The organism is Telluria sp. LT2P34, assembly GCF_059685915.1.
In genome coordinates this window covers 482,223-493,399 of the sequence record NZ_JCASIN010000002.1, presented here as the reverse complement: position 1 = coordinate 493,399, position 11,177 = coordinate 482,223, and the positions used below count along the sequence as shown (strand labels likewise).

Genomic DNA, 11,177 nt, shown 5'->3' with positions numbered 1-11,177 from the left:
TTTTCCGCTGTATCGAACCCGCCTGCGCGCGCACCATGCCGCGCAGCGTAAACTTCTGTCCTTACTGCGGCACCGCGCAGGCGGATGCGGCTGCGCGCACGCCGGAGCATGCCGCCGCGCCTGTGGCACCCGTGCCGGCGCCCCCGGTCCAGGATGGCCCGGGCCTGGTGGTGCGGGCGGCCGAAGCCGCGGTAGCCGCCGGGACTGGCGCCGCTGGTGCGGCCAGCGCGGCCAGCGCGGCCGGCGCCGCGGCGGCGACGCCTGCCGTGCCCGAGGCGCCGGTCCCTGTCGTGCCCGAGAGGCCGGTCCCCGAGGCGCCGGTCCAGGCTGCCCCGCCTGCCGCACGCCCGACCCCCTTGCCGCCGCTGCCGCCGCTGCCGCCGCTGCCATCGGTGCCGCCCTTGTCGAGCGCGCCCGGCGCGCGGCCGCAAGCTGGCGGCGGGGCCGGCCCGGCGCCTGCCGCGCCTCCGAAGCGCGACCCGGTACGCCTGCGCTGGTGGATCCTGGCGCTGGCCGCGCTCTGGGGCATCTGGCTGCTCGCAAAACCGTCGACGCGCCGGATCGAAGCGCAGATGGAGAAGGCCATCGTCCTGGCCCGGGAATGCAAGGCGCGCGAAGCCCAGACCGAACTGATCGCCCTGCGCGAGACCCGGGCCACGCCGGAGCAGCTGCAGCAGGTGCAAACGGCCCTGAACGACGCCGCCGGCATGTGCACCCGCAAGCGCCAGCGCGACAAGGCCTGGCGCGAAGCGAAGAGCGGCGCCGAGTCGGCGCTGGCTTCGGGCGCGGCCGACCGTGCGCGCCAGCGCCTGCGCACCTTTACCCGGCGCTGGGGCGAGGACGATCAGACGCGCGCGCTCAAGGCAGAGATCGACGCCAGCGCGCCGGAACATCCACGTGCCGATGAGGTCGAAGGAGGGATGATGCGCTGAGGTGTTGGCGCAAGGTGTATGCTTGCGGAAACAAGATGACAGGAGCAAGACATGAAAGCGACAAGCCTATTCGCTGCACTGCTGGTGCTGGCCGCGGCCAGCGGCTGTACACGCGACGAACAAGAATTGGGACCGGCGCAAAAAGCCGGCAAGGCGGTGGACGAGGCCGGTGACAGGGTCGCGAAGGGATTGCGCGCCCCGCTCGAAAAAGCCGACGAGGCCGCCGAGCAGGCGCGCGCCAAAGCCGAAGAAGCACGCCGTCAACTGGCCGAACGCACCGAAGCGGCGCGCGACAAGATCGAGGACGCCACCGAGGACGCCGGACGCGGGCTGGAAAAAGCGACCGGCAAGGTCGGCGAAAAAATCGAGCGGGCCGGCGAAAAGATGCAGGAAGCGGCGCGCTAAGCTCAAGCGCTCGTGCGCAGCTCCGGATACCCGCCCGCCACGATCGACATCTCGACAAACCCTGCGCGCCACGCGCCCTCCAGGTTCTGCTCGATCTCTTCCATCGAGGTGCGCCCGAAATTGTTGAATCCGTAGACGCCGTAGGCGCGGTTGCGGCCGTGGCCCTTGGCCATGTACAGCGCCATGTCGACCAGGTTGACCGCGCGCTCCCACGACAGCGGCTGTCCGCCCGGCGCCAGCGGGAAGGGCGCGAAGCCGATCGACACATTGACCTTGATGTGCGTGCCCTGGAATTCGATATGCGTGCCGGCGATGCCGTTGAGCAGGCGGCGCGCGACGTCGTCGAGCGTGCTGCGCGGGATCGACGGCAAAAAGGCGAGGAATTCCTCGCCGCCCCAGCGCACGATCATGTCGGTCTCGCGCAGGATCTCGCGCAGGCTGTCCGACAAGCGCACCAGCACCTCGTCGCCGGCGCCATGGCCCCAGGTGTCGTTGATGTGCTTGAAGTGGTCGACGTCGAGCAGGAACAGCGCGCTGACCATTTCCTCGCCCGACGTGCCCGCGCCGCGCTGGTCGGCCGGAACGTAATTGCGCATGAATTCCTGGAAGTGGCGCCGGTTGTACAGGCTGGTGAGCGGATCGCGCACACTTTGCTGCTTCAGCTCCAGGTTTTTCCGGTACAGCTGGGCATTGGCTTGCCTGACCTTGCGGTACAGCAGGCCCACCACGATCGAGGCCAGCGCGAACACCACCACCAGCAGCCACCAGACGCGCTGCTGCAGGCGCCGGTTGTCGATCTCGACCGATTTCACCTGGTTCTCGCGCTGCAGCAATTCGATCTGGCGCCCCTTGCGGTCGGCGTCGTATTTCTCCTGCAGTTCCAGCATCGCCTTCTGGCGGCGCTTCTCGAACAGCTCGTTCGACAGGCCGCGTTCGCGGTGATATGCCTGGACTGCGCCCGCATGGTCGCCGGCCCGTTCGAGCGCATCGCCATATTCGGCCAGCACGCCCTGCAGCTGCGGCTTGTCGTTCAATTTTTCGTAGATCGCAAGGCCTTGCTCGAAACTGCGCTTGCCCTCGGGCACGCGGCCGCTGGCCAGGTAGGCTTGGCCAATGTTGACGCGAGCGGTCGCGACCAGGTTCTCGTTGTTGATGGCACGCGCTGCCGCCAGCGCCTGCAGACCATAGGCCAGGGCGTTGCGGTGATCGTGCATCTTCAGGTAGCAATCCGACAGGTTTACCAGCGAAAAGGGCAGCGCCGACTGAGCGCCAAGCTGGCGCTGCAGCGCCAGTTCGTCGAGTTGCGCCCTGAGGGCGCGCGCCATCTGGCCAGTGGCAACTGCCAGTCGGTATTCAGTGGCCTTCAACAGCGCCAGGCGGCCGGGCGACACGGTTTTCGCGGCCAGCGGCATGGCTTCGTCAAGCGCGTCGAAGCCCTGACGGTATTCGCGCATCGTAATGTACAGCTTGGCCAACGAATTGAGCGCCACCACCAGCTGGAGCTTGCTGCCGTACTGGCGTGTGTAGCTTACGGCGGCCTGCATTCCTTCCAGGGCACGCGGCAAGTTGCCGTCCTCGGCATGGGCCTCGGCGGCCGAAACGGCGGCACGCATGCGCAGGTCGGTGTCTTTCGTGGTGTTGGCTAAGCGCTCGGCCTCCCAGATCAGCTCGTGGGACAGCGCCAACTCATTCTGGTCGTATTTGATATACCCCTTGCGCAGCAAACCCTTGGCAAGAGCAACATTGTTTTTCTCGACACGGCCGAGCTTGACCAGCTCGTCGCAAGCGGCCAGCGCCTGGTCGTATTTGCCGAGATAGCTATGGGCCATACACAGCTGGGCCAGCAGCTCGGCCTTGTCGTCCACCGACCCGGCACGCGCCTGTGCCTCGATTGCCTGCAGCATGGGCAGGGCTTTTTCGGGGACGAAGCGGTTGATCTCGCGGATCTCGGCAAGGCGCCCGGCAAGCGGCGTCGCCGCCTGGCCCCAGGCGCCGGACGAGGCAGGCAACAGCGCGGCCAGCAACAGCCCCGCCAGCAGCGTCGCGGGGCGACGGCCTTGCAGTCCGTTTGTGCGTTGTGCCGACATGGAAGCTCTCTCTTCAGGGTGGCCGGCGCCACGCAGTCACGCGCGCCATCTGTCATTATAGATGTGTTGCAGACGAGAAATATCGCTTTTTTTTAGGGATTCGCAAAAATGCGACGGTCTTGATGTGTTAGCGGAATTGCCACAAAGACTTCAAACCGCCAACTGCTGCAACAAGTACAACCTCTGATACAGCCCGCCCTCGATCCGCATCAGCTCCTCGTGCGCGCCCGCTTCGGTGATGCGTCCGTGGTTCAGCACGATGATGCGGTCGGCGTCGCGGATCGTCGACAGGCGGTGGGCGATGGCGATGATCGTCACCGTGCCGCGCAGCTCGTCGAGCGCTTCCTGCACGATCTGCTCTGTGGCGCTGTCGATGCGCGAGGTGGCTTCGTCGAGCAGCAGGATGCGCGGCTCGCCCGCCAGCGCGCGCGCGATCGCGATCAGCTGCTTCTGGCCCGAGGACAGGCGCGAGCCGCCTTCGCCCAGTGAGGTGTCGTAGCCTTCCTCGAGCGCCGCGATGAAGTCGTGGGCGTGGGCCGCGCGCGCCGCCGCTTCGATCTGGGCGGCGCCCAGGCCGCGGCCCATGTCGATGTTGTCGCGGGCCGAGGCGGCGAGGATGAAGGGGTCTTGCGGCACCAGGCCGACTTCTTCGCGGAAGCGTTCGTTGTCGATACCGGCGATCGGCTCGCCGCAGACCTCGATGCGCCCACGCTCGACCGGGTAGTAGCGCAGCAGCAGCGACAGCAGCGTCGACTTGCCGCTGCCGGTATGGCCGACGATGCCGAAAAAAGCGCCTTGCGGGATGTCGAGGGCAATGTCGTGCAGGACGTCCTGGCCCGGCACATAGGCAAACGACAGGTCGCGCACGCGCACGGCAGGGGCCTCGGGATTGACTGATCGCGGGTCCATCCGGGTGCCGGCGGCGCGCCCGGCCAGGTGCTCGTCGGCGCCGGCTTCATCGAGCAGGGTGGCGACGCGGGCGGTCGCCACCACCGCCTGTTGCAGGCCGCTGAACTGCATCGTGATCTGGATCAGTGGCTCGACCACGCGCGCGATGTAGCTGATGAAGGCGTACAGCACGCCGACTTCGACCGCGCCGATCTCGCGCCGGCCGAAGCTGAAGATCACGACGGCGAGCAGGATCACGTTGAGCAGGTCGAGCGCGGGACGCAGCAAAAAGGCGTTGGCCTTCAGTTCTGCCTGGCGCGCCGTGTAGTGCGCCTCGTTGGTGGCGGCGAAGCGCTCGCCGAAGCGTGCGGCGGCGTTGCTGGCCTGGAGCACGGTCATGCCGCCGATCGATTCGGCCATCTGGCCGTTGATCTCGCTGCGCAGGGCGCGCGCACGCGTCACGGCCGGCGCCGACAGGCGCTGGTAGAGCCAGACGATGCCCAGCACCGCCGGCAGCAGCGCCAGCACGATCAGCATCAGGCGCCAGTCGAGCCAGGCCATCGCGATCGTGGTGCCGATCAGAACGATGGTCGAATCGAGCAGGACGAACAGCACCTGGATGTACAGGGTTTTCACCGCCTCGGTGTCGTTGGTGACGCGGCTGACCAGCTGGCCGGTGATGGCGCGATCGAAAAACGCCATCGGCAAGCGCATCACGTGGCCATACACCCATTCGCGCAGGCGCCGCACCGAGCGCATCGCCATGCCGGACAGGCGCACCAGCTGCAGGTAGCGTAGCCAGGACGCGGCCCAGCCCGACAGCAGGGCGCCGCCCAGCAGCAGCGCCATGCGGGTCCAGTCGGCGTTGCGCGGGACCAGGTGGTCGTCGATCAGCGCCTTGCCCAGGATCGGACCCATGACTTCCAGGGCGGCCGCGAGGATCAGCCACAGGGTCGCCAGCAGCAACGCGCGGCGGTCGGGCCAGGCGGCGCGGCGCAGCAGGGCGGCGGCCTGGGTGGCCTGGGCGCGGCCGGCTTTTTCGGGCGCCGGCGGTGCGCTCATTGGCTTCTCCGGCTTTTCCAGCGTGTCTTCAGCGGTATCAGCTTGCATCCAGACTGGCCTCCAGTTGTTGGTAGCGCCACTGGCTGGCATACCAGCCATCCAGTGCGAGCAGGGTGTCGTGGTCGCCCGATTCGACGATGCGGCCCGCCTTCAGCACCACGATCAGGTCGGCGTTGACGACGCTCGACAGGCGGTGGCTGGCGATGATCGCGGTGAGTCCCGGGCGGGCGGCGCGCAGCTCGGCCAGGTGTTCGAGAATGCGGGTCTCGGTGCCGGTGTCGACCGCGGACAGGGCGTCGTCGAGCAGCAGCAGCGCGCTCTCGGCCAGCAGCGAACGCGCGATCGCCACCCGCTGGCGCTGGCCGCCCGAGAGCGTGATGCCTTTTTCGCCGACCGGCGTGTCGTAGCCCTGCGGGAAGCGCAGGATGTCGTCGTGGATTGCCGCCATGTTGGCCGCGTGCTCGATTTCGGCACGGCTGGCGCCGGGACGGGCCAGCGCGATGTTCTCGGCGATGGTGGCCGAAAACAGGAAGGACTCCTGCGGCACCCAGCTGGTGGCGGCGCGCAGGGTGGACAAGGTGTAGCTGGTGAGCGGCTGGCCGCCCCAGCTGACGCTGCCTTGCTGGGGCGTGGCCTGGCGCAGCAGCACGCGCAGCAGCGTGGACTTGCCGGCGCCGGTCGGGCCGACCAGGCCCAGCGTCATGCCCGGGCGCAGCGTCACCGAAACGCCGTCCAGCGCCGCATTGCCGCTCACCCCATCCTCGCCACCTGCGTAGCTGAAGCGCAGGTCGCGCAGCACCAGCGGGCCGTCCCCGATCTTGTCGAGCTGCCCGTTGTCCTCGGTCGACAGCGGCGCGTCCAGCATCGGCTGCAGCCGGGCCAGGCCGGCGCGGCCGCGTTCGATCAGCGACAGCACCCAGCCGGCGGCGAACATCGGCCAGATCAGCTGGCCCAGGTACATGCTGAAACTGGTCAGCGCGCCGATGGTCAGCGAATTGTTCCAGACCAGGTAACCGCCCAGGCCGAGCGTGAGCGTGCTGGCGGCAGTCAGGGTCAACCCGACCGCCGGCTCGTAGGCCGCTTCCCATTTGTGGGCGGTGAAGCTGGCGTCCGCGGCCTGGCCGGCGAGGATTGAGAACTGCTCGGCGCTGCGCTTTTCCAGGCCCAGGGCGCGCACCGTGCGTACGCCCGACAGCGATTCCTGGACGTGGTCGTTGAGTTTGGAAAAGCGGGTAAGTGAATCGGTTTCGGCGCCGTGGATATGGCGCGAGATGTACCAGAAGGCGAGGCCCATCAGCGGGAAGGGGAGCAATGCGATGCTGGCCAGGCGCCAGTCGACGCCGAGCAGCATCACGCCGAGCACCATGACCAGGGTCAGGGTGCCGTCGAAACCGGCCAGCATCGCTTCGCCGGCCGCCATTTCGATGGCGTCGATATCGTTCGTCCCCAGCGCCATCAGGTCGCCGGTGCGCTGTTTCCGGTAAAAGGCCGGCCCCTGGTTCGACAGGCGCGCGTACAGGCGCGTGCGCAGCTCGACCCCGAGGCGGTAGGCGGCGCCGTACAGGCGGATGCGCCAGCTCACGCGCAGTACATAGATGGCCACGCCGAGCGCCAGCAGTTGCAGGATGCCGATGGTCAGGTCCTGCGACGACAGGCGGTGCGCGGCCAGGCCGTCGATCATGGCGCCGACCTTGCGCGGCACCCAGACGCTGCAGATGGCGACGCCCACCAGCATCACGGCCGACGATGCGTACGCCTTCCAGTGGCGCAGCACGAAGCCGCCCACCAAGCTCGCTAGAGTCATTTGTTATTTATTCCATGCGTTAAGGCCCGAAAAAAAACTAGCGGGCCGAAGCCCGCTAGTCTACTTTCTTTGACAACCCGGCGCAGCGCGCCTCACGGATCGATCAAGCGTGCCCGATCAGTTTTGCTTGCGGCGGCCCTTGGTGCCGCGGGTCTCGGCGGGACGGCCGGTGACGGCGGCCGGCGGTGGCGTGGCGTCCACCGGTTCGACCTTCGGCAGCTCGATTTCGACGGCGACTTCAACCGGCATGCTGGCGGCCACCGGGTGCGGCGGCGCGACCGGCAGGTCGAGCGCTTCGCTGGTGGCTTTGGCGATTGCGGTCAGCGCGCTGTCGGGCTCGATGTTCGAGGTGACGATGCTGGCTTCGGGCTCGGCTTCGGCCTCGGCCTCGAGCGGCAGGGCGAACTCGGCAGGCGGGGCAGCCTGCACCTCGGTCTCGGTCTCGGCCTTGTCCTGGGTAGCGGCAACGATGCGCTCGAAGGTTTCTGGCGCGGCTTGCTCGGTTGCCGCCTGGACTGGCGTGCCGGCGGCCGGGTTCCCCAGCATCGGCAGGCTCATGCCGGCGGTGGCGATCGACAACAGCTCGCGGCTGAAGTCGAACATCGTGCGCAGCTGCTGCTGCGACTGGGTGCCGAGTTCGAGCAGGTCGCGCGGGTCGCGCGCGGCCAGCAACTGGCGCATCGCGTTCGACGACTGCTCGACGGCGGTGCGCGAGGCATTGAGCTGGAGCGCGAAAACGCGGCTGGTACGGTCGAGCGCCTGATCGCTGAAGCTGCGCATCAGGTTGAAGCCATTGTCGAGCTGGGCTTGGCGTGCTGCGGAGAACTGTTCTGGAAGCGAATTCATCGATGGTCCTTTTGTTCGGTTATGGCGCACTGCAACAATTTTAAGTGTAGCTGTGAAGCTGAACCTTGAAAAGCGAAATTTGCTACTGTGTCATCGCTGCAATATTGCGTCGCAGCATCGTTACAAATGGACACCATAAATATGCGGTTTTTTCTCCTGCATTCTGATGTGAATTCGCTACAATTAAACGTTCTGAACAGGAGCTTTCATGGATCTGGTGATTCGCAATGCCACGCTGGCCGATGGCCGCAGCAACATCGATATCGGCGTTGAAGGCGAGCGCATCCTTGCTGTCGAGACGGGGCTGGCGGCGCGGGGCGCCCGCGAAATCGACGCCGGCGGCGACCTGGTCACGCCGCCGTTTGTCGACGCCCATTTTCATATGGATGCGACACTCAGCTATGGCTTGCCACGCGTAAACGAGTCGGGCACCTTGCTTGAAGGCATCGCTTTGTGGGGCGAGCTGAAACCGCAGCTGGCCCAGGAAGCGCTGATCGAACGGGCGTTGCATTATTGCGACTGGGCAGTTGGCCGCGGCCTGCTGGCGATCCGGACCCACGTCGATATTTGCGACGACCGCCTGCTCGCGGTCGAGGCCTTGCTCGAGGTGCGGCGCCGGGTGGCGCCATATATCGACTTGCAACTGGTCGCTTTTCCCCAGGATGGCTTGCTGCGCAGTCCGGGCGCCTTCGACAACCTCAAGCGTGCCATCGGCATGGGCGTGGATGTGGTTGGCGGCATTCCCCACTTCGAGCGCACGATGGCGCAGGGCGCCGAGTCGGTGCGCCTGTTGTGCGAATTCGCCGCTGAAAAAGGACTGCGCGTCGACATGCATTGCGACGAGACCGACGATCCGATGTCGCGCCACATCGAGACGCTGGCCTACGAGACCTGGCGCACCGGGCTGCAGGGCAGGGTGGCCGGCTCGCACCTGACCTCGATGCATTCGATGGACAATTACTACGTCAGCAAACTGATTCCGCTGATGCGCGAGTCGGGCGTGGCGGCGATTGCGAATCCCCTGATAAATATTACCCTGCAGGGCCGCGCCGACACCTACCCGAAGCGGCGCGGCATGACCCGCGTGCCCGAGCTGATGGCGGCCGGCATCGACGTCGCCTTCGGCCATGATTGCGTGATGGACCCGTGGTACGGGCTCGGTTCGGGCGACATGCTCGAAGTGGCGCACATGGGCCTGCACGTGGCCCAGATGACGGGGCAGGAGGCGATGCGCCAGTGCTTCCTGGCCATTACCGAGACGCCGGCGCGGATCCTCGGGCTGGACGGCTACGGCATCGCGCCCGGCTGCCGCGCCGATTTCGTGTTGCTGGGCGCGTCGAGCCCGGTCGAGGCGATCCGCCTGCGCGCGGCCCGGCACGCCGTGGTGCGGCGCGGCGCCGTCATCGCCGAAGCGCCGCGCGCGGTCTCCTCGCTGCACTTGCCCGGGCGGCCGGACACCGTCGATTTTCGAATCGGGCGTTGAGCCTGAGAAGCCCAGTGCTAGAATCGCCAGCCCATGTAGTTTTGATAAAATCGCCCAGCCCGTGAAAGACATTCAGATCCGCACCGCCGCCAGCCTTGACTTCGAGGCCATGTGGACCATCTTCAGCGCCCACGTCGCGTCGGGCGAAACCTATCCGTTCGAGCCGGAAGCGACGCGCGAAGCGGCCCAGGCTTACTGGTTCGCGCCGGGCGTCACCTGCCACGTTGCCGCATTGGGCGAACGCGTGCTGGGCATGTACCGCGTGATGCCGAACCAGATCGGGCGCGGCCGCCACGTCGCCAACGCCTCGTTCATGGTCAGCCCGGCCGCCCAGGGCGTCGGCGTGGGCCGCCTGCTGGGCCAGCACTGCATCGAAGAGGCCCGGCGCCAGGGCTATCTCGCCATGCAGTTTAACTACATTGTCAGCACGAATGCCGCCGCCCTCATGCTCTGGAAGAAGCTCGGCTTTTCGATTGTCGGCACCCTGCCCAAGGCCTTCCGCCACAAGCGCCTCGGCTATGTCGACGCCTATGTCATGTACCAGTTGCTGCAAGACCCGGATCACTGGCCGACGACGGACGAGTAAGGTAGAGGCCCATTCGCCCCCTGCCTGCCGTGCTACAGCGCGGCTTCCCCGGTGGTAGGATGATGTCAGTTCGATCATCCCAGAAAGCAGCCCCACCACGATGCCCACTATCGAACCAGGCCCCACCGCGGCCTTCTATGTCGTCCTGAACGCCAGCTCGGGTCATTCCGAAACCGAATTGCGCTGCTCGACCATCCGCGACGTGCTGCAGGAATCCAACCGTAGCTGCCACCTCGAGATCGTCGACGACCCGAAGGAACTGTGCGACATCGCGCGCCGCATGGCCCAGCGGGCCAGGGAAACCGGCGGCGTGCTGGTGGCCGCCGGCGGCGACGGCACCATCAATACGGTGGCGCACCAGGCGGTGCTGCAGGGTTGCCTGTTCGGCGTGCTGCCGCAGGGCACGTTCAATTATTTCGGCCGTGCCCACGGCATTCCCGAAGACCTGGGCGATGCCGTGCGTGCGCTCGTCAGTTCGCAGGTCACGGCGGTCCAGGTCGGGGTCATCAACGACCGCATTTTCCTGGTCAACGCCAGCGTCGGCCTCTACCCGCAATTGCTGGAAGCGCGCGAGCACGACAAGCGCCAGTTCGGCCGCAGCCGCGTCGTAGCCATCCTGTCGGCGCTCAAGACCGCGCTCGGCCACCATCGTCCGCTGCGCATCACGCTCGAGACCGAAGGCATCGCGCGCCAGATCCGCACGCCCACGCTGTTCGTCGGGAATAACGGGCTGCAGATGGAACAGATGGGCATCGAGCCGCTGAAGCTGGCGCTGGAGGAGGGCGAGCTGGCCGCCATCGCGCCGCGCGTGGTCGGCACCTTCGGCATGATCGGCTTGTTGCTGCGCGGCGCCCTGGGACGCCTGGGCGACGCCGACAATGTGCTGACGTTCTCATTCAAGCGCCTGGTCGTGCGCCATGCACGCCTGTCGCCGCGCAAGACGATCAAGGTCGCCACCGACGGCGAGGTCACGCGCATGCGCATGCCGCTCGAGTTTCGCGTGCTGGAAGGGCGCCTGGCGCTGCTCAAGCCGCCAGAAGCGGCAGTGGACGCGCGCCCCGCCTCGGCTGCCTGAGGTTCGTGG

The 11,177-nt window shown here is 66.9% G+C and carries 9 protein-coding genes; 5 read left to right on the top strand and 4 right to left on the bottom strand.

Annotation, left to right across the window (positions count from 1 at the left end; all coding sequences use genetic code 11):
* Window positions 1-35 precede the first annotated feature (35 nt).
* Together AC56KZ_RS08075 and AC56KZ_RS08070 are read left to right on the top strand one after the other, a co-directional pair.
* Complete coding sequence (locus AC56KZ_RS08075) at window positions 36-932, top strand: hypothetical protein (protein ID WP_497161635.1); 897 nt, start codon at window positions 36-38, stop codon at window positions 930-932.
* 51 nt (window positions 933-983) lie between these two features.
* Window positions 984-1,337: a hypothetical protein gene (locus tag AC56KZ_RS08070; RefSeq protein WP_497161634.1), complete on the top strand. Its 354-nt coding sequence runs from the start codon at window positions 984-986 to the stop codon at window positions 1,335-1,337.
* Window positions 1,338-1,339: 2 nt separating this feature from the next.
* Here the strand turns inward: AC56KZ_RS08070 and AC56KZ_RS08065 are convergent, their stop codons facing one another.
* From AC56KZ_RS08065 to AC56KZ_RS08050, 4 genes are all read right to left on the bottom strand, one after another.
* On the bottom strand, window positions 1,340-3,424 hold the full coding sequence (locus AC56KZ_RS08065; RefSeq protein ID WP_497161633.1) for a GGDEF domain-containing protein: 2,085 nt from the start codon (window positions 3,422-3,424) through the stop codon (window positions 1,340-1,342).
* Between the two features lie 150 nt (window positions 3,425-3,574).
* Window positions 3,575-5,374: an ABC transporter ATP-binding protein gene (locus AC56KZ_RS08060; RefSeq protein WP_497161632.1), complete on the bottom strand. Its 1,800-nt coding sequence runs from the start codon at window positions 5,372-5,374 to the stop codon at window positions 3,575-3,577.
* A 37-nt stretch (window positions 5,375-5,411) separates the two neighbouring features.
* Window positions 5,412-7,178, bottom strand: a complete 1,767-nt coding sequence (locus AC56KZ_RS08055) for an ABC transporter ATP-binding protein (RefSeq protein WP_497161631.1) — start codon at window positions 7,176-7,178, stop codon at window positions 5,412-5,414.
* A 117-nt stretch (window positions 7,179-7,295) separates the two neighbouring features.
* On the bottom strand, window positions 7,296-8,024 hold the full coding sequence (locus AC56KZ_RS08050) for a phasin family protein (RefSeq protein ID WP_497161630.1): 729 nt from the start codon (window positions 8,022-8,024) through the stop codon (window positions 7,296-7,298).
* Between the two features lie 208 nt (window positions 8,025-8,232).
* On the opposite strand from AC56KZ_RS08050, the gene AC56KZ_RS08045 reads away from it, so the two are divergent.
* The 3 genes from AC56KZ_RS08045 to AC56KZ_RS08035 all read left to right on the top strand — a co-directional run bounded on the left by AC56KZ_RS08045 (window position 8,233) and on the right by AC56KZ_RS08035 (window position 11,168).
* Window positions 8,233-9,507 carry an amidohydrolase family protein gene (locus tag AC56KZ_RS08045; protein ID WP_497161629.1) on the top strand — a complete coding sequence of 425 codons (1,275 nt, stop codon included), beginning with the start codon at window positions 8,233-8,235 and terminating at the stop codon, window positions 9,505-9,507.
* 61 nt (window positions 9,508-9,568) lie between these two features.
* A complete protein-coding gene (locus AC56KZ_RS08040) occupies window positions 9,569-10,093 on the top strand; it encodes a GNAT family N-acetyltransferase (protein WP_497161628.1) in 525 nt (174 codons plus the stop codon).
* A 100-nt stretch (window positions 10,094-10,193) separates the two neighbouring features.
* Window positions 10,194-11,168, top strand: coding sequence for a diacylglycerol/lipid kinase family protein (locus AC56KZ_RS08035; protein ID WP_497161627.1), 975 nt, complete (start codon window positions 10,194-10,196; stop codon window positions 11,166-11,168).
* Window positions 11,169-11,177: the final 9 nt, after the last annotated feature.

What these genes read in the sequence shown, in the direction of transcription:
- AC56KZ_RS08055 (WP_497161631.1), bottom strand. Translation starts at nt 7,178, where the DNA reads ATGACTCTAGCGAGCTTGGTGGGCGGCTTCGTGCTGCGCCACTGGAAG.
- AC56KZ_RS08060 (WP_497161632.1), bottom strand. Translation starts at nt 5,374, where the DNA reads ATGAGCGCACCGCCGGCGCCCGAAAAAGCCGGCCGCGCCCAGGCCACC.
- AC56KZ_RS08035 (WP_497161627.1), top strand. Translation starts at nt 10,194, where the DNA reads ATGCCCACTATCGAACCAGGCCCCACCGCGGCCTTCTATGTCGTCCTG.
- AC56KZ_RS08075 (WP_497161635.1), top strand. Translation starts at nt 36, where the DNA reads ATGCCGCGCAGCGTAAACTTCTGTCCTTACTGCGGCACCGCGCAGGCG.
- AC56KZ_RS08065 (WP_497161633.1), bottom strand. Translation starts at nt 3,424, where the DNA reads ATGTCGGCACAACGCACAAACGGACTGCAAGGCCGTCGCCCCGCGACG.
- AC56KZ_RS08050 (WP_497161630.1), bottom strand. Translation starts at nt 8,024, where the DNA reads ATGAATTCGCTTCCAGAACAGTTCTCCGCAGCACGCCAAGCCCAGCTC.
- AC56KZ_RS08045 (WP_497161629.1), top strand. Translation starts at nt 8,233, where the DNA reads ATGGATCTGGTGATTCGCAATGCCACGCTGGCCGATGGCCGCAGCAAC.
- AC56KZ_RS08070 (WP_497161634.1), top strand. Translation starts at nt 984, where the DNA reads ATGAAAGCGACAAGCCTATTCGCTGCACTGCTGGTGCTGGCCGCGGCC.